Origin of the sequence: Actinophytocola sp. (assembly GCF_036402745.1) — a bacterium.
Taxonomy (GTDB): domain Bacteria; phylum Actinomycetota; class Actinomycetes; order Mycobacteriales; family Pseudonocardiaceae; genus Actinophytocola.
Map to the genome: position 1 here is coordinate 1 of NZ_DASWSJ010000244.1, position 25,072 is coordinate 25,072.

Annotated in this window: 11 protein-coding genes; 3 read left to right on the forward strand and 8 right to left on the reverse strand. The window is 74.5% G+C overall.

Annotation, left to right across the window (positions count from 1 at the left end; genetic code table 11):
• Nucleotides 1-82 precede the first annotated feature (82 nt).
• The 5 genes from VGD70_RS22785 to VGD70_RS22805 all read right to left on the reverse strand — a co-directional run bounded on the left by VGD70_RS22785 (nt 83) and on the right by VGD70_RS22805 (nt 11,243).
• A complete protein-coding gene (locus VGD70_RS22785) occupies nt 83-3,121 on the reverse strand; it encodes an amino acid adenylation domain-containing protein (protein WP_331084547.1) in 3,039 nt (1,012 codons plus the stop codon).
• A gap of 44 nt (nt 3,122-3,165) precedes the next feature.
• Complete coding sequence (locus VGD70_RS22790) at nt 3,166-7,122, reverse strand: amino acid adenylation domain-containing protein (RefSeq protein ID WP_331084548.1); 3,957 nt, start codon at nt 7,120-7,122, stop codon at nt 3,166-3,168.
• Between the two features lie 31 nt (nt 7,123-7,153).
• The gene (locus VGD70_RS22795) at nt 7,154-8,962 is read right to left on the reverse strand and encodes an AfsR/SARP family transcriptional regulator (protein ID WP_331084550.1); all 1,809 of its coding nucleotides are present in this window, start codon (nt 8,960-8,962) and stop codon (nt 7,154-7,156) included.
• A 141-nt stretch (nt 8,963-9,103) separates the two neighbouring features.
• The gene (locus VGD70_RS22800) at nt 9,104-10,420 is read right to left on the reverse strand and encodes an AfsR/SARP family transcriptional regulator (RefSeq protein WP_331084552.1); all 1,317 of its coding nucleotides are present in this window, start codon (nt 10,418-10,420) and stop codon (nt 9,104-9,106) included.
• A gap of 229 nt (nt 10,421-10,649) precedes the next feature.
• Nucleotides 10,650-11,243 (reverse strand): class I SAM-dependent methyltransferase, encoded by a 594-nt coding sequence (locus VGD70_RS22805; RefSeq protein ID WP_331084554.1) that lies wholly within the window; start codon nt 11,241-11,243, stop codon nt 10,650-10,652.
• 137 nt (nt 11,244-11,380) lie between these two features.
• Here VGD70_RS22805 and VGD70_RS22810 point away from each other — a divergent pair, with 137 nt between their 5' ends.
• The 3 genes from VGD70_RS22810 to VGD70_RS22820 all read left to right on the forward strand — a co-directional run bounded on the left by VGD70_RS22810 (nt 11,381) and on the right by VGD70_RS22820 (nt 16,375).
• Entirely contained in the window at nt 11,381-12,658 is a 1,278-nt protein-coding gene (locus VGD70_RS22810; RefSeq protein WP_331084556.1) for an APC family permease, read from the forward strand.
• A gap of 256 nt (nt 12,659-12,914) precedes the next feature.
• Nucleotides 12,915-13,088, forward strand: coding sequence for a hypothetical protein (locus VGD70_RS22815; RefSeq protein ID WP_331084557.1), 174 nt, complete (start codon nt 12,915-12,917; stop codon nt 13,086-13,088).
• Nucleotides 13,089-13,120: 32 nt separating this feature from the next.
• Complete coding sequence (locus tag VGD70_RS22820; RefSeq protein WP_331084559.1) at nt 13,121-16,375, forward strand: AfsR/SARP family transcriptional regulator; 3,255 nt, start codon at nt 13,121-13,123, stop codon at nt 16,373-16,375.
• Here VGD70_RS22820 and VGD70_RS22825 read toward each other — a convergent pair.
• Genes VGD70_RS22825 through VGD70_RS22835 form a run of 3 tightly spaced genes read right to left on the reverse strand, consistent with a single transcriptional unit; the run spans nt 16,350 to nt 25,071 of the window.
• The gene (locus VGD70_RS22825) at nt 16,350-21,227 is read right to left on the reverse strand and encodes an amino acid adenylation domain-containing protein (RefSeq protein ID WP_331084561.1); all 4,878 of its coding nucleotides are present in this window, start codon (nt 21,225-21,227) and stop codon (nt 16,350-16,352) included. The genes VGD70_RS22820 and VGD70_RS22825 overlap by 26 nt on opposite strands.
• Nucleotides 21,224-24,742 carry an amino acid adenylation domain-containing protein gene (locus tag VGD70_RS22830; protein ID WP_331084562.1) on the reverse strand — a complete coding sequence of 1,173 codons (3,519 nt, stop codon included), beginning with the start codon at nt 24,740-24,742 and terminating at the stop codon, nt 21,224-21,226. Before VGD70_RS22830 ends, VGD70_RS22825 begins: the two co-directional genes overlap by 4 nt.
• Nucleotides 24,739-25,071: a hypothetical protein gene (locus VGD70_RS22835; RefSeq protein WP_331084564.1), complete on the reverse strand. Its 333-nt coding sequence runs from the start codon at nt 25,069-25,071 to the stop codon at nt 24,739-24,741. Before VGD70_RS22835 ends, VGD70_RS22830 begins: the two co-directional genes overlap by 4 nt.
• Nucleotide 25,072 lies beyond the last annotated feature (1 nt).

Consider the following 25,072-nt stretch of genomic DNA (forward strand, 5'->3'; position numbering starts at 1 on the left):
CGTCGGGCGTGCCCCGCAGCTCCCGCTCGCTGCGCGGCAGGCTGGTGGGCTGCAGCAGGACCAGTGTCATCGAGTGAGCCCCTCAGGAGACCGACTGCGACTTGCCGGCGAGCCGGGCGCGCTGCTCGGCCGGCGTGGGCAGGAAGCCGATGTCGACCATGTAGGAGAAGCACTTGTGCGCCAGGTCGGCCGTCATCAGCGGGCACTCGATGCCGGTGTCCCGCAGGACGGTCAGCGTGTTCGCGCACTCCTCCCGGAGGTCGACGCCCTCGAGCACCTCACGGGTGAACGCCGGCAGCACCGACCGCACCCGCTCCTCGAACAGCAACGGCAGCAACGGGAACAGCGGGTTGTCCGGCCCGAGTGACACCAGGTGCTGGACGGCGGTCTCCAGCGGCACGGTCTCGAACGCGTAGCCGAAGGACCGGACCCACTCGTAGACGACCTCGAGCGGCACCGGGTTCAGGTTCCACAGGTTGAAGTCCCGGTCGCGGGACTCCGGCCGCAGCGAGACGTGCGCGATCGCCTTGGCGGCGTAGTCGATCGGGATCGCGTCGAAGAGGTAGTCGATGGCCGGCACCACGCCGAACTCCAGCAGGCCCTTGATCTGCAGCAGCAGATAGTCGCTGGTCTGCGTGGCGCCGGTCTCGCTGTGGCTCATCATCATGCCGGGCCGGAAGACCGTGGTCGGGATGCCGCGGGCGCGGCCGATCCGGACGAGGTGGTCACCGGCCCACTTGGTCCGCGCGTAGGCCTCGGGCACCTCGAGGGGCACCAGCTCCTCGTTCTCCAGGAACGGGCGGTCTCGGCCGGTGTGCAGAAACGCGTCGATGCTCGACACGTAGTGCACCGCCTTGAGCCGCTCGCTGACCGCGAGGCGCAGCATCTCGGCCACGGAGTCCACATTGGCCGCCTTGAGCGCGCTGTACGGGAACACGAAGTTGACCAGCGCGCCGCAGTGGTAGATCGAGTCGATCATCCGGCCGAGCCGGGTGAACCCGTCCTCGCCCAGTCCGAGGCTCGGTTCGGCGAGATCGCCGACGATCGCCTCGATCCGGTCGTCGAAGGAGTCGTCCCAGATGAGGTAGGTCCGCATGACTTCGCGGATCCGCTCCTTGCCGGCCGCCGCGGAGTCCGCGCGCACGAGGCACCAGACGGTGGCGTCGGTCCGCTCGACCAGCTCCAGCAGGAGGAAGGCGCCGAGGTAGCCGGTGGCCCCGGTGAGCAGGATGTGCTCGGGAGCGTGCCAGTTCGCCGCGGGCAGGCCCTCAGCCGGGCGGATGGACTCGTCGAGGTCGGTATCGGCCAGAACGTCGGCGAGGCTCGCGGTGGCGTCGGCCTGGCTGCGGCGCGCGGCCTCGATCATCGCGGCGGCGCCGCCAACGTGCGGCACCTCGAACAGCTGGTGCATCGGGATGCTCACGCCGAACCGGCTCCACAGGCCGAGCGCCAGGCGCGCCAGGTGCAGCGAGTTGGCGCCGACGGCGAAGAAGCTGTCCAGCACCCCGATGGCCTCGATGCCGAGGATCTCGGTGACCAGCTGGGCCACCTCGGTCTCCAGCGCGGTCATCTCCCGGTCCGTGCCGGGCCGGCCGACCGGTTCCGGGTCGGCGAGGGCACCGCGGTCGACCTTGCCGGCGACATTGCGCGGCAGCGCGTCGAGAACTACGAGCCGGGCGGGGACCATGTGTCCGGGGAGCAGAGCGGCCAGGTGCTCCCGCACCTCGTCGGGGTCGACCGGCGCACCGTCCACACCGGACAGCCAGGCCGCCAGGATCTGGCTCGTGCCCAGCGTCCTGATGTCGGCCGCGGCCTCGCTGACGGCCGGATGGCCCACCAGCGCGTGCTCCACCTCGGCCAGCTCGATCCGGAAGCCACGCAGCTTGACCTGGTGGTCGACGCGGCCGCGGAACTCCAGCTGGCCGTCGGCGAGCCGGCGGGCGCGGTCGCCGGTGCGGTACATCCGCCCGCCGGGCGTGGTGCTCCACGGGTCGGGGAGGAACCGCGCACCGGTGAGGCCAGGCCGCTCGTGGTAGCCGCGGGCCACCCCGCCGCCGCCGATGAACAGCTCGCCATCCGTACCGTCGGGCACCGGCCGCAGGTCCTCGTCGAGCAGGTAGGCACCGGCACCCGCGATCGGGTCGCCGATCGGCACGGGCCCGTCGGGGTCGCCGCCGCGGAGGGTGGCGGTCGTCGTCCACACGGTGGTCTCGGTGGGGCCGTAGTTGTTGACCAGCAGGCATTCCGGTAGCAGCTGGTGGTGGCGCTCGACGAGCGCGCGCGGGCACGCCTCGCCGCCGACGATCACGCAGTGCAGGCTGGCCAGTGGGGCCGGGTCGTCGGCCTGGATCACTGAGTACAGCGAGGGCGTGCAGTCCAGGTGGGTCACCCGGTGCCGGGCGATCAGGTCGCGCAGCGCACGCGGGTCGCGAAGCTCCTCCGGGGAGGGGATCACGAGCTGGCCGCCGGTCGCGAGCGTCCAGTAGAGACCGACCGCGCTGGCGTCGAAGGAGAACGACAGCAGCAGCAGGAACGACGCCGGGGCGGGCCGGTCGTAGTCGTGCTGGGCCAGGGTCGTGTGCACGACCTGGCGATGGGCCGCGATGACGCCCTTGGGCTCGCCGGTCGAGCCCGACGTGTAGATCACGTACGCCGCGTTCCCCGGCGAGACCGCGACGTCCGGCCGAGCGTCCGGCTCGTCCGCCAGGTGCTCCGGGTCGGACAGGATCGTGGTCCACTCCCCGTCGGGCGCCGCACCGGCCGACGCCTCCGGGGTCACCAGGACCGTCGCCGCGGAGTCGGCCATCAGGAAGTGGAACCGCCGCGGCGGGTTCGCGGGGTCGATCGGCACGTACACCCCGCCCGCCTTCAGCACGGCGAGGAGCGCGACCACCGTCTCCGTGCACCGCTCGGCGATGACCGCCACCGCGGTCTCCGGCCCGACCCCGGCCCGGCGCAGCCGGTGCGCGAGCCGGTTGGCCCAGCCGTCCAGCTCGGCGTAGGTGAGGTCGGCGCCGAGGTGCGTGACCGCGCACGCGCCGGGCGTCCGGTCCGCCTGCCGCTCGACCAGCTCGTGGAGCAGGTGAACCTGCTCGGTGGTCGCGGTTCCGTTCTCTCCCATGGCGATACCGTTCCGTGCCGCCGTACATTTCCCGTACACGAGAGCTACGCGTGGACGGCCGGTGCCTCGAGGAAACCGGCGCGCACCAGGTGCGCCAGGATCTTGCGGCCCAGCTCGGCACTCATGGGCGGGCAGTCGATGCCGCTGCCGGCCAGCGCCGAGTCCGAGTTGCGGGTGCAGATCTCCGGCGCGCCGACCTCGGGGATGCCGCGTGGATCGACGAAGTCGTCCCGCAGCAGCAAGGGAACCACCGGGAACAGGGCGTTGGCGCTGTCCACCGCACGCAGCGTGCGCCGCCACGTCGCGTCGGACACGACCTCGAACCGGTAGCCGAACTCCGCGACCCAGTCCCAGATGTCGCGCAACGACACCGTGCTCGTGTTGCGGAAGTGGAACGCCCGGCCGAAGGACGCGCGCTGCCGGGACACGTGCACGATCGCGCGGCTCACGAAGTCCACCGGCATCAGGTTCATCGTGAGCGCGTGGTCGGGCCCGACGCCGAGCTGGACGCAGCCCTTCAACAGAACGCAGGAGAAGTCCGCGGGGTTGGTGGCGCCGGTGCCACTGTGCCCGAGGATGGTCCACGGCCGGTAGCGCACCACCGGCAGCCCGCGCTCGCCGAGCGTGGCGACCAGCTGCTCGGCCACCCACTTGCTCTGGTCGTACCCACCGACCACTTCGGACGGGTCGATGGCACCGTCCTCGACGATCCGTCGCGCGGTGCCGTGCATGAACACGTCCATCGTGGACAGATGGTGCACGGCCTTCGCGCGGACGTGGCAGGCGAGCCGGAGCACCTCCTTCGTGCCGAGCACGTTCGCGGCGCGCAGCGCGGAGTACGGGTAGATGAAGTTCACCTGCGCGCCGCAGTGGTAGATCACGTCGACGGTGGCGGCGACCTCGGCGTACCGGTCGGCGGTCAGGCCGAGCCCCGGCTCCTCCAGTGAGCCGGGCAGCGCGACGAGCCGGCGCCGGTAGCGCTCCTCCCAGATCCCGTAGCCGCGCAAGGTGTCGACCAGCCGCGCCATGCCCAGCCCGGCGGTGTCCGCGCGGACCAGGCAGTGCACGGTGGCGGTGCCGGCGCGCAGCAGCTCCTCGAGCACGAACGCGCCGAGGAACCCGGTGCCGCCGGTGAGCAGGATGTGCCGCGGGTCCAGGATGTCCGCGAGCGGCAGGCCGGCGGGGGTGAGGTCGTCCTCGACCACCGTGTCGCGCACCAGCTCCTGGGTGACCGGGTCCGCCGCGACCGCGCCGGACGCACCCGGTGGCGGCAGCGCCGCGCGGTCGACCTTTCCGTTGTGGGTCAGCGGAAGCTCGGGCAGCTCGACGTAGTGGGCCGGGACCATGTGCGCGGGCAGGGTGCGGCCGAGGAACTCACCCAGCGTCGCCGGCGCCGGCGCCTTGTGGGGCACGACGTAGGCGACCAGCCGCCGGTCCCCGGGCCGGTCCTCCCTGGCGAGCACCGCGGCCGCGCGGACGTTGCGGTGGCGCAGCAACGAGGCCTCGATCTCGCCGAGCTCGATGCGGTGCCCGCGCACCTTCACCTGATGGTCGGCCCGGCCGAGGAAATCCAGCGTGCCGTCGGACCGGTACCGCACGAGGTCGCCGGTCCGGTACAACCGGGCGCCGGGCTCGCGGCCGAAAGGATCGGGCACGAAGCGGTCGGCGGTCAGCCCGGGGCGGCCGAGATAGCCGCGGGCCACCCCCGCGCCGCCGATGTACAGCTCCCCAGCCACCCCGATGGGCACCCGGCGCCCCGCCGCGTCGAGCACGTGGAGCCGGGTGTTGCGGATGGGCCGGCCGATCGGCACCGGCCCCGGGCCGGCATCGCCCGCGGCGACCTGGTGCACGCAGCAGCCGACCACCGTCTCGGTCGGGCCGTACTCGTTGACCACCACGGAGTCGGGCGCACCGGCGGTCCACGCCCGCAGCGCCTCGCCGGGCAGCGCCTCCCCGCCCACCACGAGCCGGTGGCCCGCCAGCTCGCCGGGTTCGAGGGCGTCGCCCAGCAGCTCCAGGTGTGCCGGGGTGAGCTTCACCAGGCTCGGCCCGGACTCCCGCAGCACCACGGCGAGCGCCGTCACGCCAGGGCCGTCCGCGCCAGCGAGGAACACCGTGCGGCCCGCCGCCAGGGCGGGGAACACGGAGGTGACGGCGAGGTCGAAGGCGACCGAGGTGTGCAGCGGCGACCCGGCTCCCTCCGCCACCCGGTATGCCGAGGTGGCCCAGCCGACGTAGTTGGTCAGGCCGCGATGGGTGACCGCGACGCCCTTGGGGACGCCCGTCGAGCCCGAGGTGTGCAGAACGTAGGCGAGCCCGTCCGGGTGGACCCGCACGGACAGGTCGGTCCGGTCCTGCGCGGCCAGCTCCGCGGTGTCCCGGTCCAGCACGACGGCCCGCCGCGGCGGCACCGGGACCCGGTCGGCGAGGTCCGCGACCGTGACGACGAGCCCGGCACCGCTGTCGGTGACCACGAACCCGAGCCGGCCGGGCGGGTGCGCGGGGTCGAGCGGCACGTAGGCCGCGCCGGCCTTGAGCACGGCGAGCAACGCCACCGGCAGGTCCGGGCACCGGGGAAGGCACACGGCGACCCGGGTCTCCGGCCCGGCGCCGCGGGCCCGCAGCACGCGGGCGAGCCGGTTGGCGCGCTCGTTCAGCTGCCGGAAGGTGAGCCGTTCGGCGCCGAGGGCCACGGCGGTCGCGTCGGGCTCGCGGGCCGCCACGGCCTCGACCAGCTCGACGACGGACGGCTCGGGCTCCGGCGCGGCGACGCCGTGGGCCCAGCGGTCGAGGACCACGGCCTCCTCGGCCGGCAGCACGTCGAGGTCGCCGACCAGGTCGTCCACAGTGGACGCCGCGGCCTCGAGCAGGGTGCGGAGCCTCGGGAGCAACCGGCCGTCGCCGGTCACCCGGACGGTCACGGTGTCCTCGTCCACCACGCAGCTGAAGGTCAGCGGCCGTGCCGGGTTGTCGAGGCCGCCCCGGCACACCCGTGCACCCGCCAGGACGGCGTACCGGCCCGGGTCCTCGACCAGGACGGCGGCCTCGACCAGCTCGTCCCGCGCGACGTCCAGCTCCGCGGCAAGGCGCTCGACCGGGACCCGCACCCGCCCGAGCGCGTCCCGGTGCGCTGCGGCGACCAGGCCGAACGCGGCCCGCACGGTCGGCGCGCCGCCGAGGTTCACCCGGACCGGCAGCACGGCGGCCAGCGGGCCGATCAGGTTCTCCGTGCCCGGATCGGCCCGCTGGTCATCGAGCACGCCGAGGCGGACGTCGACCTGGCCGGACAGCCGGGACAGCAGCACGGCGACGGCGGCCGGCAGCACGTCCCGACTCGCCACCCCGGTGGCCGCCGCCACCGTGTCCACCAGCGCCAGCGGAAGCTCCACCGAGCTGTCCACACGGGACGGTCCAGCGACCGCCGGGAGGCGCATCGCCCGGCTCCCCTCGAGGTCGGCGACACCGGCCGCGAGCTGGGTCGCGTACTCGGCCGTCGTCAGCCATCGCCGCCGCCCGGCGAGCAGCTCACCGAGCCGCGCGAGTGGCCGCGGGTCGGCGGTCGCGAGCTCGTCGAGCAGGATCGCCGGTGAGAACTCGTCCGCGATCAACCGGTGCAGCACCACCGACAGCACGCTTCGCCCGCCGTCCAGCCGGATCAGGGTGACCCGGAACAACGGCGCGGCCGTGACCGGCAGCGGCCGCTCGGCGTCGGCCCGCAGGGCTTGCCGCAGCGCGGCCGCCCGGTCCTGCCGCGCCGTCCCGGACAGGTCGACGACACCGGCCGGCACGGTCAGGTTCCGGGCGACGAGCCGCACCGGTTCGCCGTCCAGCACACGGAAGTAGGTGCGCAGCGCCTCCTGCCGGCGCACCACCGCGGCCAGCGTGTGGTCGAGCGCCTGAAGGTCGACCGGCCCGTCGAGGTCGAACGTCGCCCGGATCGGGCCGGCTTCAGCACCGGACCACACCGCCTGCTGGCCCACCGACAGGTTCGTGCCGCTCATCCCGCGTTCCCTTCGCCAGCCGGTCGGACGGTCACGCCGGCTCGGCCACCAGCGACCCGGCCGCCACGCGTTCCCTCGCGTACAGGGCGAACAGCTCGTTCAGCTGGTACCACGGCGCGCGGCCGTCCCGGACCTCCACGGCATCGAGCAGGTTGGCGCACATCAGGTGCTCGATGATCCGGTCCGACCGGGCCGGCGGCCGGTCGAGCACGGCCGCGGCCGCCTCGCCGGGCAGCACCCCGGAACCGTGCGTCGCGATCAGCCGGACGGCCCGGCGCTCCTCCTCGGGCAGCGCCAGGTAGCTCGGCTCCAGCCCGGCCCGCACCGACAGGTCCCCACAGATCAGCTCGTCGAGCCGGGTCCGGTTGTCCCCGAGCCGGTCCGCCAGGTCCGCCAACGGCCAGCGCGGCCGCATCGCCAGCCGCGCGGCCGCCACCTTGAGCGCCAGCGGAACCAGGGCACAGCCCCGCGCGATCCGGCGGGCCGCGTCCGGCTCCCGGGCGATCCGCTCGGCGCCGACCACCCCGCGTAGCAGCCCGACGGCCTCACCGAGCGACAGGGGGCCGAGCCGGGTGCGGCGCAGGCCCTCCAGCATCGTCAGGCCGCACCGGCCGGACACGATGACCCGACACTCTCCCGTGCCCGGGAGCAGCGGCCGGACCTGCGCGTGGTCCCAGGCGTCGTCGAGCACGACGAGCACCCGGCGTTCGGCCACGGTGGCGCGGAAGAGCGCCGAGCGGTACTCCACCGCGTCCGGTATCTCCCACGCGGCGATGCCGAGGGACCGCAGCAGGGAGGCGAGCACGTCCGCCGGCTCCTTCGGCCGGCCGGTGGTGCCGCCGAGCGTCTGGTAGAGCTGACCGTCCGGAAAGGACGGCCGTAGCCGGTGTGCGGCGGCGACCGCGAGCGCGGTCTTGCCGACCCCCGGCGGCCCGGACAGCTCGACGCCGATCGGCCCACCCGCGGGCAGGCGCAGGACCGACGTCATGCCGGCGAGCGCCGCCGCGCGGCCCACCACCTGGGGGACGGCGGGCAGCGCGCACGGGCGGCTCGGCAGGGAGGCGGACCGCGCGCGGGTGGCGCCGGCAGGTCCCGGCTGGCCCGAGGTGCGGATCCGCTGCCGCACCCGGCACAGCTCCGCACCCGGCTCGATGCCGAGGTCGCGGCGCAGCACCGCGCGTGCCTCGGCGAACACCGCCAGCGCATCGGGCCTGCGGCCGGCCCGCTCCAGCGCGGTCATCAGCTGGGCCCAGGTGTGCTCGGCGAGCGGCCGTTCGGCGAGCATCTCGCGCAGCCGGGCGGGCAGGTCGTCGTGCCGGCCCAGCGCCAGCCGCGCGTCGACCCACGACGACAGCACCTCGCACCGGCGGTCCTCCAGGGCGGTGATCCGCGCCTGGGCCCAGGACCCCAGCTCGATCCCGTCGAAGGGCCGCCCGCGCCACAGCCGGATCGCGCCGCCGAGGCAGCGGGCCGCCCGGCCCGTGTCGCCCCGGTTGGCCGCGGCCACGCCCTCGTCGGCGAGCTTCTCGAAGTCCAGCAGGTCGAGCTCGTCGGGCCGCACGTCGATCGCGTAGCCGGTGGGGTCGCTGACCAGCCTGGGCCGCCCGTCAGCCGTGTTGCCCAGGGACTTGCGCAGGTCGGACACATAGGTCCGGATGTTCGCGGTGGCCGAGCAGGGCGGCGAGCTGTCCCAGATCGCGTCGATCAGCCTGGCCCTCGTGACCACCCGGCCGGGCTGCAGCAGCAGGGCGGCGAGCAGCGCGTAACGCTTGGCGCCCTTGATGTCCGGTACGACCGTGGAGATACGAACCTCCATGGGCCCGAGCACGTTGATTCGCATGACTCCCACTCCGTATCGCAACACGTACGGTGCGTTCGCTCGTCGCGCCGCGCTCGGGGAGAACGGTAGGGAGGGCCACTTACAGGCCTGTTACATTTCACTTTTGTTCGCCACAGCCGCGAAACCCGCGGCTCCGGTCGGCTACGCGGAGACCCGTTCGCCGTCGAGGGTGTCGGCCGTGTCCAGCCGCAGCAGCGCGGCGCCGTCGAGCGCGACCAGCCCGGCCATCGGGTCCCGGCTGGTGACCAGCACCAGGCAGCCGGGCGAACCGGGCAGAAGCGGACGGACCTGGGCCGGGTCGCGGGCGTCGTCGAGCAGGATCAGCACCCGCCGGGTGGCCAGCATCGACCGGAACAACGCGCTCGCCTCGTCGAGGTCGGCCGGCACCCGGGTGCGCGGCACGCCGAGCGTGCGCAGGAACCGGGTCAGCGCGTCGATCGGGCGGACCGGCGCCGCCGGCGCGGTGGCGCGGAGGTCAAGGTAGAGCTGGGCATCCGGGAACCGGTCGGCGACCTTGTGCGCCCACCGCACGGATAGTGCCGTCTTGCCGGCACCACCCGCGCCGACGATCGCCTGGATCGCGGGGCCCGGGCCGTCCACACCGGACACCAGGGTGTCGAGCTGGCGCAGCTGCGCCTCGCGCCCGCGGAACCCGCCGAACGCGGCCGGGAGCTGCGCGGTGACCGGCCGGCCACGGTCCGACCGGGGGTCTGGCGCGCGGTCCGGGGGCTGCTGGTTCAGCGCGCGGGTGAGCGCGCGGGTGACCCGCTTGGTCGGGTCGATGCCGAGTTCCTGGCGCAACCGCAGCCGAAGCCCGCCGTACGCGGCGAGCGCGTCGGCCTGCCGACCGCACGCCGCGAGCGCCTCGATCCACACGCTGTGTGCGGCCTCGTCGAACGGGTGGCGCTCGACCACCGGCTCGAGCATCGACACGGCCCGCTCACCGTGGCCGGCGGCCAGCCACGCCTCGGCGCAGTCGGCCACCACCGCGATCCTGGCCTGCTCCAGGGCCGGCCGGTGCGTGGTCTCGACCGCGGGGACCCGGACATCGTCGAGGGGACGCCCGCGCCACAGCGCCAGCGCGGACTCCAGCACCACGGCTCGCTCGGCACCGTGGTGCTCGAACGCGCCGGCAACCGTCTCCCGGAACACCTCGACGTCGCACGTGCCCGACTCGACCGCCAGCACGTACCCCGAGGAGGTGCGGCGCAACGCGACCGCGTCGCCCGCGGCCTCCCGCAGCCATCCCCGGGTGCGGTGCACGAGAACGCGCAGCCCGACGTCGTTCGCCGGGTCGCCCCACAGCCCCTCGGCGAGCCCCGAGTCCGAGACACCGCGGCCGCCGGCCACGGCGAGCAGGCCGAGGAGCGCGCGGACGTTCTTGGCCGACGGGGACACCGGCCGCCCGTCGACCCGGACGGCGACCGGTCCGAGCACCAGCACGTCAACCCGGGACATGTGCCTGCCAGCCCCTCCACGGAATGCACCACACGAGCATCGACTCCCGTGTTCGCAGAGAAATCGTCGAACTCGAGACCTTATAATGAGCCGGGCCCGACGGAGAAGGATGATTCGATAATTCGACGAACGACGACCTCGCGGCCGATAACGAATTGGCCGCGAATGCGCACACCGAATGGTCGACGGGCCCCTAATTGTCTTGCCGCCCGACGACTTCCGAACGCGCCTATCGTCGACGGCCGACCACCGTGACGAGGTAATCGTCACCCACGACCCGCTGGTCGTGCACGACCAGACCGGCATCCCGGACCATGCCCACCATCGTGTCGGGGGTGGCGAGGTCGGGCAGCCGGTAGATCAACCGCTTCAGCAGGCTCGGCAGCCGGTGCTCGATGACGACGCCGGTCCCGTCCGGTCGCAGCACCCGCCGGACCTCGCGCAGGCCGGCGGCCTGGTCGGCCCACTGGCCGAAGCTCGTGGTGGACACCACCAGGTCGATCGCGCCGTCGTCGACGTCGAGCGCCTCCGCGCCGCAGACCACGAACCGCGCCGAGGGCAGCCGGGCGCGCGCCCGGCGGATCATCCCCTCCGACGGGTCGGCGCCGGTCAGCCCGGCCGCCGGCAGCCGCCGGGCGAGCAGTTCGAGCAGCGCGCCGGTGCCGCAGCCGACGTCGAGCACGGTCCCCGGCGCCAGGTCGCGGTCGTCGATCTCGGCCAGCACCAGGCGGTGCATCACGCCGCACTCGGCGCCGTACATCGCGTCGTAGTCATGGGCGATCCGGTTGTACCGCGGCACCCGGGCGTTCACACGCGTGCGCATGGGTCGCAGTTCTCCCTTCGGTCGGACGCCGGCGATCCTGAGCGGCCGCCGTACATTTTCGGTACACCGGCCCGTGCGCATCGGGGCCGGTCACCGCCCGGTTGGCGGTGCCCGGCTCGTGTGGTGAGGTGTGCCCGGTGAGCACCGACCAACCTGACCTGGCCCGCCGGCTCGGCACCACCGACGCGGTGGTGATCGGGCTCAGCGCGATGATCGGCGCGGGCGTCTTCGCGGCGTTCGCGCCCGCCGCGGCCGCGGCCGGCAGCGGCCTGCTGATCGGCCTGGTGATCGCCGGCGGGGTGGCCTACTGCAACGCCAGCAGCTCGGCCGCGCTGGCCGCCCGGTACCCGCGGTCCGGCGGGACCTACGTCTACGGGCGCGAGCGCCTCGGCGAGTGGTGGGGCTTCATGGCGGGCTGGGGCTTCGTGGTCGGGAAGACCGCCTCGTGCGCGGCCATGGCACTGACCTTCGCCAGCTACGTGACACCGGGCCTGGCCCGGCCGCTGGCCGTGGCCGCGGTGGTCGTGTTCACGGCGGTCAACTACTTCGGCGTCACGAAGACCGCGGGGCTCGCGCGGGTCCTGCTGGCCGTGACCCTGGTAGCGCTGGCCGTGATCCTGGTGGCGATGTTCGGCGGTGGCCGGCTCGCCGCGGACCACCTCGGCGCCCAGCTGTGGACGGGCGGCGGCGTGGTGGGGACGCTGCAGGCCGCGGGGCTGCTGTTCTTCGCCTTCGCCGGCTACGCGCGCATCGCCACCCTGGGCGAGGAGGTCCGCGACCCGGTGCGGACCATCCCGCGCGCGGTCCGTACCGCTCTCGCCGTCGTCCTGGTCCTCTACGCCGTGGTGGCCGTGGGCCTGCTGCTCGTGCTGGACCCCGCCGAGCTCGCCGCCTCGACCGCGCCGCTGCGGGACGCGGTCGAGGCCGGGTCCCTGTCCTGGCTCGCGCCGGCCGCAAGCGTGGGCGCCGCGGTGGCGAGCCTCGGCGCGCTGCTGGCGCTGATCACCGGCGTCGGCCGGACCACGCTGGCCATGGCGCGCAACCGCGACCTGCCCGGGTGGCTGTCGGCCGTGCATCCCCGCTACCAGGTCCCGCACCACGCGGAGATCGCCGTCGGCGTCGTGGTGTGCGCGCTGGTGCTCAGCTTCGACCTCCGCGGGGTGATCGGGTTCTCCTCGTTCGGCGTACTCGTCTACTACGCCATCGCCAACGCTGCGGCCTTCACCCTGCGGGACGGCGAGGTGCGCCTGCGCCGCTGGGTGCCGGTCCTCGGCCTGGCCGGCTGCCTGATCCTCGCCGCGACGCTGCCGTGGACCTCCGTCGTGGCCGGGCTCGCGGTCTTCGCCGTCGGCCTCGCCGGCCGTGCCGCCGTACTCGCCCGCCGGGACCGTGCCGGCGGCGGCCGATCCGTCTGAACAAGACAAACAAGGCGCTTTACCACATTGCATATTCCGCGCACATTCGTCGCGATCCGAGGTTATCCGCTCGCGTTCCGTCACCAGCTCAACGCCTGGCGGCAGCCGCTACCGGGGGCGGGGTGAATTCATTTCCGGCGAAGGCGCGACGAATGTTGTCGCGTCCAGTACGGTAATCCGCCACGGACCCCGAACGTACGTTGTTGGAGACCGAGCAACGAGGAACCATGGCCGGCGACCGAAAGGACCTCCGAACATGCAATGGCGCCGAATCACCACCCTGCTGCCCGCGGCCGCACTGGCGTTGCTCGCCGCGGCAGGCATCGTCGGGGCCCTCGAGCTCGCCGACCAGAACCCGGACCAGGTCGTCGCTTCCGGCGCGCCACCGGCCGCGGCATGCGACTGGTCGGTTCGCCCGCCGAACCAGTGAGCCGGGCCCAGTAGACCCACGCCCGGTGCGCCATGGACGCTGACGGGGAGACCCCGGCCGGGACCGGTACGGACGTACTCGTGCTCGGCTCAGTGGTCGTACGGCACGAGGGCCGGCTGATCGCCCCGCCGTCGCGCGGTGGCCGGATCCTGCTCGGCAACCTCGGGCTCGGCCAGTACCGCGGGCTGCGCGACGACACGCTGCTCGAGCGCATGTGGCCGGACCGCTCGGCGGAGGACTCTCTCCGCGCGCTTCGGGTGGCGGTCCACCGGCTGCGGCACTGGTTGCAGGAAGCGGTCGGGGACGCGATCACCGTCGCGCGAACCTCGCAGGGGTACGTGCTGGAGATCGCCGACGGCGACGTGGACGCCGACCACTTCCGCCGGCTGGTGGCGAGCAGCACGACGCTCCCGCCGGCCGACAAGGCGGCGGTGCTGGCCAAGGCCCTCGAGCTGTGGCGCGGTCCCGCGCTCCTCGACGTCCCGTCCGACAGCGTCGACCGGACCGAGCTGCACCAGCTCTCCCGGCAGCGCACCCTGGCCACGGTCGACTACGCGCGCGCGATGGTCCACATCGGACAGGCGGACGTGGCGCTGCGGGCGCTGACCCCGCTGGTGGCCGACGAGGCGCTGAACGAGGGCGTGCACGCGGCGTGGATCGAGGCGTTGGCCGTGTCCGGCCGGCAGGCCGCCGCGCTGGAGGCGTACGAGACGCTGCGGCTCCGCCTGCGCAACGAGCTCGGCATCGAGCCGAGCCGCGAGCTCAGCCGGACCTTGATCAAGGTGCTGCACCAGGATCTCCCCGAGGCGACCGCGGACCCCGCGCCGGACGTGGCCGACAAGCCCGCGCCCGCGCAGCTTCCGGCCGCGGTGAGCGCGTTCACCGGCCGCCGGGAGCACCTGCGGGTGCTGGACACGCTGCTTGTCGACTGCCGGTCGTCGGCCGAGACCATGGTCATCTCGGCAATCGAGGGCACCGGCGGGGTGGGGAAGACGGCCCTGGCCGTCCACTGGGGGCACAAGGTCGCCGACCAGTTCCCCGACGGCCAGCTCTACGTCGACCTGCGGGGGTTCTCCCGGGACCAGCCGGTGGCGCCGGGCAACGCGCTCGGCCGGCTGCTGCGCGGGATCGGGTTGCCCGACGGGCAGATCCCGGCCGACCAGAGCGAGGCGGCCGGGCTCTACCGGTCGGCCCTGGCGAACAAGCGGATGCTGATCGTGCTGGACAACGCTGCCAATGCCGAGCAGGTCCGGCCGCTGATCCCCGGCACCCCGGGCAGCCTCGTGCTGGTCACCAGCCGCGCCCAGCTCGGCGGCCTGGTGGCGATCGACGGCGCGCGACGCATCGACCTCGAGACGCTCAGCCCTGACGAGGCTGTCGAGCTGCTGACCACGTTGCTGGGCAAGGACAAGGTGGCCGCCGAGCCCGCGGCGACGGCCGAGCTGGCCGCTGCCTGCGCGTGCCTGCCGCTGGCCCTACGCATCGCCGGCGCGAACCTGCTCGCCCACCGGTCGCAGCGGATCGCCGACCTCGTGCGCCGGTTGCGCTCCGGTCACCCGTGGACCGCGCTCACGGTGGACGGCGACGACGGGGCCACCGTGCGGCTCGCGTTCGACCTGTCCTACCGGCAGCTCTCCCCGCCGGCCGGGCGAGTGTTCCGGTTCCTCGGGATGCTGCCGGGCGCGGACACGACCGTCGACGCCACCGCCGCGCTCGCCGAGCTCGACGAGGAGCGGACGGCCGACGCGCTGGCCGAGCTGGTCGACGCGCACCTGCTCACCGAGCACGAGGACGGCCGCTACACCTTTCACGACCTGTTGCGGGCCTATGCGCGGGACCTCGCCGAGCACGAGGAGCCGGACCGGGAGGCGGGGGTGCGCCGGCTGGCCGCCTGGTACCTCGCGGCCGCCGACAACGCGGTACGCCAGCTCTACCCCAAGGTCCTGCGGCTTCCGGTGCCCGACCTGCCGGCGCTGCGGGCACCGGCCCTCGACGACGACCCGGCCGCGGCCGGGTGGCTCGCGACCGAGCTCGCCAACCTCGTCGAGGTGGTGCGCCACGCCGCGGCCCACGGTGCCGCGGAGGTCGCCTGGCTGCTCGGCGACGCGCTGCGGATCCACCTGTTCCGCCGCCGCCTCAACGCCGAGTTCGGTCAGGTCGTGGACGCCGCGCTCGCCGCCGCCACCGAGGCGGGTGACGCCGGTGGCTGCGCGGCGGCGGAGCTCGGCCTGGCCACCGTCTGCCGGTCCCGCGGTGACCTGCCGCGGGCCCTGCACCACCTGCGCCACGCGCTCGACCACGCCCGCAAGGCCGAGTGGGCCGACTGCCAGCTCGCGACGCTGAGCAACATCGCCGTGATCCACACGGAGATGGGCGAGCTCGACCGGGCCACCCGATACCTGCGCGAGGTGCAGGCGCTCAACCGGACCCTGGGCAACACCGCCCGCGAGGCGACCGCGTTCAACCACCTCGGCGCGATCCAGTTCCAGTCAGGGCACCTGGCCGAGTCGGTCCAGGCGCACCGGCAGGCGCTGGCGAAATACCACGAGCTCGGCGACGACTCCTACGACGGCCTGACCCTGCACAACCTCGGCCGGTCGCTGCGGGACCTCGGCAACCCGGCCGAGGCGCGGGAGATCCTCGACCGGGCGCTACGCACCGCCCACGCCACCGGCGACAAGCACATCGAGGCCGGCATCCTGAGCGACCTCGCCCGCCTCGACCGCGACGTCGGCCGGACCACCGAGGCCCGGGCCAACGCGGCCCGCGCGCTCACCCTGGCGACCGACCTCGGCGACCAGTTCGAGCAGATCGCGGCCCTGATCTGCCTCGGCAGCATCGACACGTCCCTCGGCGCCCTGCCGGGTGCCATGCGGTCCTACGAGCGCGCACTGACCCTGGCGCGCCAGACGAGCCAGGCGAGCCCGCAGACGGAGTCACTGATCGGCCTCGGCGCGGTGTGCCTGCGACGCGGCGATCACCAGAAGGCGGTCATCCACGCGAGGGAGGCACTCGCCCGCAGCCACGAGTGCGGGTTCCGCGTCCTGGAAGGCCAGGCCCTCACCCTGCTCGCCGAGATCCACCTGGCGGCGCACCGGCACGAACGCGCCGGTTCCCTGGCGGAACGCGCCGTGGCCAGCCACACCGCGACGGAGCACAAGCTCGGCGAGGCCCGCGCCCTGCTGGTGCTCCACGCCATCCGGACCGCCGCGGGCGACACGGAGGCGGCCGAACAGGCGTGCCGACGCGCCACCGAGATCCTCAGTGAGCTCGGCGTTCCCCACTAGGGAAGTCCGGAAGGCGGTAGGCGGTTCGCTCCACCACCGGGATGCGGTTGCCCCGCCCGGTTCGTGCGGCGTCGACCATGGTGGCGAGCGCCGCGACGGTCGGCTGGGCGAACAGGGCACGCAGCGGGATCTCCGCGCCGAACTCGTCCAGCAGACGGGCCGCGAGGCGGGTGGCCAGCAAGGAGTGGCCGCCGACGTCGAAGAAGTTGTCGTGCCGGCCCACGTCCGGCACCTCTAGCAGCTCGCCCCAGATCTCGGCCAGCCGGCGCTCCACGGGGGTCCGCGGCGGCTCGCGGTCGGCCGGCCGTTCGGTGCCCGTCGCAGCGGGCGCGGGCAGCCGGGCGTGGTCGACCTTCCCGTTGGCGCCCGTCGGCAGCGCCGGGAGCACCTCGACGTGCGTCGGCACGAGGTAGGCCGGGAGCCGCTCGCGCAGGAACGCCCGGACCGACGTGGGGCTCAGCTCGCCCACGACGTAGGCGACCAGCGACACGGGCCGCGAGCGCGGCCACGGGATGACCGTCGCCTGCCGGACATCGGGATGGCGGGCCAGCACGCCCGCGACCTCACCCGGCTCGATCCGCAGGCCGCGGATCTTCACCTGGCTGTCGCGCCGCCCGCGGAACTCCAGCAGCTCGTCGTTGCGGTAGCGCACCAGGTCACCGGTCCGGTACATCCGCGCACCTGGCTCGTGCGCGAACGGGTCCGCCAGGAACGCCGCCGCGGTCTCCGCCGGGCGCGCCAGGTACCCGCGCCCGACCGGCAGCCCACCGACGTACAGCTCGCCGAGGCAGCCCTGCGGCACCGGCCGGAGCCGCTCGTCGAGCACGTACAGCCGGGCGTTGGGCATCGCGCGGCCGAGGGCCAGCCGGCCGGTGCCGACCGCGTCCCGGCACGGCCACCCGGTGACCGCGATGGCCGTCTCGGTCGGCCCGTACATGTGCAGCAGCAGCGCGGGGAGCCGGGCGAGGATCTCGTCGTGGGTCGCCGGGGACAGTGACTCCGCGCCGGCCATCAGCATCCGCAGGCTCGACAGCGGCATGCCGCGCCGCCGGGACACCTCCAGGACGACGTCCAACATGGACGGCACCAGGTGGACCACCGTGGCCTCCGACCGTGCCAGGTGGACACAGATCTCATGCGCGTCCCGCTCGGCGCCGGGATGGGCGATGACCACCTGCGCGCCGGCGATGAGCGGCCAGAAGATCTCCTTGACCGACACGTCGAACGTGTGGACGGTCTTGAACAGCAGCCGGTCGTCGCGCCCCAGCGGCCAGTCCTGCTGCATCCACCGCAGGTTGTTCACGATCCCCGCGTGCTCGATCAGCGCGCCCTTCGGACCGCCGGTGGACCCGGACGTGTAGACGACGTACGCCAGGTCCTTCCCGCCGGCACTCCCGGGTTTCCGAGGTGAACCCGGCAGCCGGTCGACGAGCACCACCGCCGTGCCCGGCGGCACCCGGTCGGCATGCCGGCTCGACGTGACGACGACCCGGCACCCACCGTCCGCGAGGATCGCCGCGGTACGCAGTGCGGGATGGCTCGGCTCCAGCGGCAGGAACGCGGCACCCGCCTCGAGCACGCCCAGCTCGGCCACCACGAGCCCGGCCGACCGTCCCAACAGGACACCCACGACGTCGCCGCGGCGCGTGCCCAGGTCCGCCAGCGCCGTGGCCACCGCGGCGGCCCGGGCACCGAGCTCGCCGTAGGTCAGATGCCCCGGCGCGGCGGCACAGGGCTCGTCGGCATTGCAGTCCAGGCACCCGGACAACGCCACCGCGTCGGGTGTCGCGGCCACCTGGCGCCCCACCAGCTCGTGCAGCGGCACGTCGACCGGGTAGTGCGCGGGTGCGTCGTTCCAGTGCTCGAGCTGCCGCGACCGCTCGTCCGCGCTGAGCAGATCCAGCTCGGCCACCCGCCGGTGCGGCGCGGCGACCAGCTGCTCCAGCACCCGGACCAGGTGCGCGACCAGGCGGCGCACGGTGGTGCCGTCGAACAGGTCGGTGTCGTATCGCGCCACCGCGGCCCCGGTCCGCAGATCCTCGACCACCACGGTCAGGTCGAACTTCCCGATGCTCGCGTCCTGCTCGACCCGGCTCACCCGCAGACCCGGCAGCTCCACCGACACCGGCGCGTCCTCGACCGCGAGCATCACCTGGAACAGCGGGTTGGCGGCGTGCTCCCGCGCCGGCGCGACCGCCTCCACCACCTTCTCGAACGGCAGGTCCTGGTGCGCGTAGGCCGCCAGGCACGTCTCTCGCACCCGGTCGAGCAGCTCGGCGACCACCGGCCCGCCGGACGTGTCGACCCGCAGCGCCACCGTGTTCGCGAAGAACCCCATCAGCTCGTCGAACTCCGCCCGGGTCCGGTTCGCCACCGGCGTGCCGACCAGCACCTCGCGCTGGCCCGCGTACCGGCACAAGGTCAACCCGAGGCCGGCCAGCAGCACCATGAACGACGTCATCCGGTGCGCCGTGGCCAGCCTGTGGATACCCCGCAGGAGCGCGTCGGGCAGCTCGAAGCGCACGTCCGCGCCACGGTGGGCCGGCACCGCCGGGCGCGGCCGGTCGGTGGGCAGCTCCAGCACGGCCGGCGCGCCCGCGAGGGCGGAGCGCCAGAACTCCGTGAGCTCGCCGAGGCGCGAACCGGACAGCTGGTCCCGTTGCCAGCCCGCGAAGTCCGCGTACTGGACGGGCAGCTCGGGGAGGTCCGGCTCCGGCCCGCCGGTCTCGGCCAGGTAAAGCGCGCCGATGTCGCGGACGAGGACCCGGGCCGACAGCGCGTCGCACGCGAGATGGTGCATCGTCAGCACCAGCAGGTGCTCGGCGTGGCCGAGGCGGGCGGTGAGCAGCCGGAGCAGCGGGGCGCACGTCAGGTCGAACGGCCGGCTCGACTCGGCAGCGACGAAGTCGGCGAGCCGGCGCTCGTCGGGCGGCGCGGCGGACAGGTCGACGTGCCGCGCGGGCACCCGTACCGCGGCGAGCACGTGCTGCACGAGAGCGCCGTCACGCAGGCCGAACGACGTGCGCAGCACCTCGTGCCGCGCGGTCAGCCGGGCGAGCGCCCGCTCCAGCGCGGGGAGGTCCACCTCGCCGTCGACCCGCAGCACGACCGGCACGTGGTAGGCGGCGTTGCCGGGGGTCAGCTGGTCGAGGAACCAGAGCCGTTCCTGGGAGAACGACGCCGGCACGAGCCACGGCTCACCACCCGGTTCGGGGCGGGCCGCCGGGGTCAGCGCCGGGGCAGGCGCGACGCCGGCCTGCCGGGTGAGCCAGTCCGCGAGGCCGGCGACGGTCGGCCGCTCCAGGAACGTCCGCAACGCGAGGCCCTCGGCACCCAGCCGCGCCACGAACCGGCCGGCCAGCAGCGAGTTGCCACCCAGCGCGAAGAAGTCATCGTGCACGCCGACCCGGGCCGCCGGCACGCCGATCGTCTCGCACACCAGGTCGCGCAGCCGCTCCTCGAGCGGGTCGCCCGGAGCGACGAACCCCGCCGGAGCGGGTGAGGTGGGCACGGTCGGCTCGGCCACCGGGCCGCCGATCGGGCGCCGCACATCGGTGACGCTCCGGCTCACCGTGGCGACGAACGACTCGACCAGGGCGGCGATCCGGGCCCGGTCGAGCCGGTCGGTCCGGTAGTCGGCGCGGACCCGGAAGCCGTCGCCGGCGGGGCTCACCTCGAGGGCCAGCTCGCACTTGGCGTTGCGCGGCGGCACCGGCACGACGCTGACGGCCAGGCCGTCGAGCGTCACGTCCTCGATCTGGTCCTCGTAGGCGAACAGCACGTCGGAGAACGGCGTGCGACCCAGCTCGCGATCGGGCCGCAGCTCGTCGACGAGCCGCTCGAACGCCACGGTCTGGTGGGCGTAGGCGGCGGTGCAGCGTTCGTGGACCTGGTGCAGCAGCTCGGCGAACGTGGCGGCCGGGCCCGGCTCGAGGCGGAGCACCAGGGTGTTGACGAAGAATCCGACCAGCAGCTCGGTCTCGGGCAGGTCGCGGTTCGCGACGGGCACGAGGACCGCGACGTCCGGTCGGCCGAGGTGCCGGGCCAGCACCAGCGACCACACGGCCAGCAGCACGGCCATCGGCGTGGTCCCCAGCTCGGCGGCCAGCCCGCGCACGGCGGCGCCGGTGCGCGCATCGATCTCCGCGCACACGGTGGCGGCCGGCGCCGCGGTCGCCGGCACGGGCGCCACCGCGCCGTCGGCCAGCGAGAAGTGCGCCGGCGCACCGGACAGCTGCCGGCGCCAGTACGCGAGCGCGGGCTCGTCCGCGTCGGCCGGCTGCTCCCGTTGCCACGCGACGAAGTCGGCGTACTGGAGGGACTCCGGGGGCGGGGCCGCGGGGCCGCCGCGGTACAGGGTCCGCAGCTCGGCGATCAGCAGCCGCAGCGACCACGCGTCCACGACGATGTGGTGGGCGCACACCAGCAGCAGGTGGTCCCGCGGCCCGGTGCGGTACACCCGGCAGCGCAGCAGTGGCCCGCGGGCGAGGTCGAACGGCTCGTACGCGTCCCGCAGCAGATGCTCGGCCGGGTCGGTGCCGTCCGGGACGTCCACCAGCGCGAAGTCCGCGCGGGCCGTGTCCGTGATGTGCTGGTGGGGCACGCCGTCGAGGCAGCGGATGGTGGTGCGCAGCGTCTCGTGCCGGGCCACGAGCGCGTCCAGGGCCGCCCGCAGCGCCGGCACGTCGAGCGGTCCGCGTAGCCGCAGCGCGGCCGGCACGTGGTAGGCCGTCGTCTCCGGCGTCACCTCGTGGACGAGCCAGAGCCGGTGCTGCTCCTGGGAGAGCGGGAACATCGAGTACCCCGGCGCCAGGTCCGGCTCCCGGATCGCACGCTCGGCCGACGTGGTCACCGTGACTCCTCGCTCCCGTCCACTGTGGACATCATGGCCGCCACGGACGCGGCGCCGCGGGGCCGCCGCGTGAGGGCACCACGCCGGGCCGTCGCACCGGCCCGGCGGGCGAACTCGGCCAGCTCGCCGGCGGTGGGCCGCTGGAAGATGACCGCGACCGGTAGCTCGACCGCCAGCACGGCACGCAGGTGGGTGGCCGCGCGGGCCGCGGCGAGGCTGTGCCCGCCGAGGGTGAAGAAGTTGTCGTCGAGGCCGACCTCCGCCACACCAAGCTCACGCGCCAGCGTCGCGGCGATCTGCCGCTCCAGCCAGGTGCCCGCCCGCCTGCCCGCCGGGGTGCTGGCCGGGCGCACCCTCGCCAGCGCGGTGCGGTCGACCTTGCCGTTGGCGGTGAGGGGCCACGCGTCGTGCCAGTGCAGCCGGGTCGGGACCATGTGCCGCGGCAACGACTCCCGGGCCCGCGCCAGCACCTCGACGGTGACCTCGGCCGGCGTCGCCGCCGCCGCCGGCTCGGGGATGGCGTGGGCCACGACCTGCTGGCCGTCCCCGGTGCCGGCGACGACCACTACCGCCTCCGCCACTGCCGGGTGCTGGCCGAGCACCGCCTCGATCTCACCCAGCTCGACGCGCTGGCCGAACAGCTTCACCTGCTGGTCGGCGCGCCCGACGAACTCCAGCCGGCCGTCGCCGCGGTAGCGCACCAGGTCACCGGTCCGGTACAGCCGCGCGCCGGGCAGCGGACCGTACGGGTCGGGCGTGAAGCGCTCGGCGGTGGCACCCGGCCGGCCGAGGTAGCCGCGGGCCAGCTGGGCGCCGCCGACGCACAGCTCACCGACGGCGCCCTGGGGCACCAGCAGGCCCCGCGGGTCGAGCACGTAGGCGCCCGTGTTGCGCAGCGCCCGGCCGATCGGCAGCCGGCGCTGCGCCAGCTCGCCGGCCTCGACCTCGTAGGCCGTGCACATGACCGTGGTCTCCGTGGGTCCGTAGGCGTTGACGACGGTGGCCCCCGGCAGCACGGCCGCGAGCCGCTTCGCCAACGGCTCGGCGATCGGCTCTACACCGAGCAGCAGCCGGCGCATGGGCGGCGGCGACCCGTGCCGTTCGAGGTCGGCGACCAGCTCGCCGAGTGCGAACGGCGGCACGAACGCGGACTCGATCCCGTGGTCACGGAGCCAGCCGGCGAGCACCGCGCCGTCGACCCGTACGTGCTCGGGGGCGACGACGACAGTGGCACCGGTGTGGAAGGCCGCGAAGATCTCGTAGACGGACACGTCGAAGCCGGTGCTCGTCCACCACGCGCAGCGCGCCCCGGCCGGCACCCCGCCGCGCTCGCGGAAGTCGGCCAGCAGGTTGGCCACCGCCCGGTGCGGGACGCCGACCGCCTTCGGCACGCCTGTCGAGCCCGACGTGGACATGACGTAGCAGAGGTTCCCGGCCCCCGGCGCGGCACCGGCGACGACGGCGGGTGGCTCCCCGAGGTCGGTGACGTCGACGGCGCGGCCGTCCGGCGCGGGCCCACCCGCGGTCACGACGACGTCGATCCCGGCCTGGCCGCGGATGTGGTCGAGGCGCTCGGCGGGCAGGTCCGGGTCCAGCGGCACGTAGGCGGCGCCGGCCTTGAGCACGCCGAGCACGGCGACGACATAGTCCAGTGACCGTCCGATGTGGACGCCAACGCGGTCGTCCACGGCCACCCCGGCCGCCCTCAGGAGCCCGGCCAGCCGCTCTGCCCGCGCGTCCAGCCACCCGTAGGTGACCGTACGCCGGCCGTCGACGATCGCCACCACGTCGGGCTGGGTCTTCGCCCAGCGCTCGAACGGATGGTGTAGCAGCTCGCCGTCGGGAACCTCCCCCACCGGCCCGTTCCACTCGTGCAGCAGCCGGTGGGACTCCGTGGGCGCGGGGGCGGTCAGCGTGTCGAACGAGCCATCCGGGTCCCGGCCCACGCGGTCCACAATGGACACCCAGCTGTCGAGGAGCCGGTGTGCGGTGGTGGCGTCGAACAGGTCGGCGTCATAGGTGAGCTGGGCCGCGACGGCGCCGTCGAGCTCGCTCACCTCCAGCGCGAGATCGGTGAGGGCCGGCCGGTGCGGCAGCCGCCACGGCCGCAGGTGTAGCGGGCCCACCGCGACCGCGTGACCCTCGCCGCCCAGCGCGAGCGTGGCCGCGCCGGCGGTCGTGCGTGCCTGCTGGAACGCGAACACGGCCTGCACCAGCGGTGCGCGGCCGGCGTCCCGGTCGGGCGCGAGCCGCTCGACGATCACGGGGAACGGCAGCTCGCCGTGGTCCATCGCCGCGCAGGAGGCGCGATGGGCACGGGCGAGGTAGCCGCGGAACGTGTCCCGCGGCCGGTGGTCGAGGCGCACCGGCAGCAGGTTGGCGAGGTAGCCGACGACACGGTGCCGGTCGGGCCGGCCCCGGTTGGCGAACACGGTTCCGACGAGGAGGTCGGCCTGGCCGCTCTGCCGGTGCAGCAGCCAGGCGTACGCGGCGAGCAGCACGCTGGCCAGGGTCACGCCGGCCTCGGCCGCGAGGGCGGCGAGCCGGGCCGCGGCCTCCCGGCTCAGCTCCGCCGTCACGACCGCGCCGCGGTGGCGTGGCCGGCCGGGACGTTCGTGGTCGGTCGGGAGCGCGAGGACGTGCGGTGCGCCGGCGAGCCGCTCCCGCCAGTGGTCCCACAGCTCGCCCGCCCGCGGGGAGGCCAGCAGCTGGCGCTCCCGGTGTGCCTGGCGGCCCATCGGGTCCGGGTCGCCGGGCGCCGGCGCCGGCGCGTCGCCGGCGACCACCCGCCCGTACACCTCGCCGAGCTCCGCGAGCAGCACGTCGAGCGACCACAGGTCCACGAGGAGGTGGTGGGTACGCACGAGCACGAGGTGGCGGGTCGCGGTGAGGCGGAACATGTCGAGGTGCCACGTCGGGCCCGCGAGCCGCACCGGTGTCGCCGCCCGGCGCGCGCACTCGGCGTCGAGCCGGTCCGCCGGCCACGCGCTCGCGTCGACCACGTCGAGCGCGACGGCCGTGGCGCCCACCGAGCGGACCACGCGGTCCTGCTCGACGGTGACCCGGGTGCGCAGGGCCGGGTGCCGGGCTGCCAGCACCTCGACTGTCGTGCGCAGGGCGGTGGCGTCGAGCGGTCCCTCGACGACGAAGGCGTTGGCGACGGTGGTCGGCGACCGGTCGGCCGTGCCGAACTCGTCGAGGAACCAGAACGACTCCTCGCCCGGCGTCAACCCGTGCTCCTGCCCGGCGGGAGGTTCGGCCGGTCTTTCCGGAGTGGACGTTCGGGGGCCGGCCGCGAGAACGTCCGCCAAGGTGGTGCCGCTGAGGAGCGCGTGGAGCGGGACGTCGACGCCGGCCGTGTCGTCGAGGCGCGCCCGCAGCTCCGCGGCACGCAGCGAGTCGAGGCCGAGCGCGGTCAGCGGCGTGTCGGCCGGGACCTCGCGGCACGGGCTGCCGAGAACCTCCTCGAGCAGCTGCCGCACGACCTCTGCGTGCGGGCCGGCCGCGTCGGTCATCGGAGGTCCGCGGTGGCGACGAGCAGGCCGGTGCCCCGCAGGCTCTCCAGCTCGAGGTCGGCGACGCACCGGACCGGGACCTCGTTGAGGGACAGCGTTCCCTCCAGGTGCACCCGGCCGGTCCCCCGCTCGAAGTCGGCAGCGTCAGCCCGCGTCGCGCCCGGGTCCAGGCTCACCAGCAGCTCGGTCCCGCCGCGCGTATCGGGAAACCTGACGAAGACCGAGCCCTGGTCGCGGATCCGCTCGTGCAGCCGCGCGGCGGACGGGTCCCGCCCGCCCAGCTGGACCGGGTGCTCGCCGGCGCACAGGCGGCCGACCAGGTCGTCCATC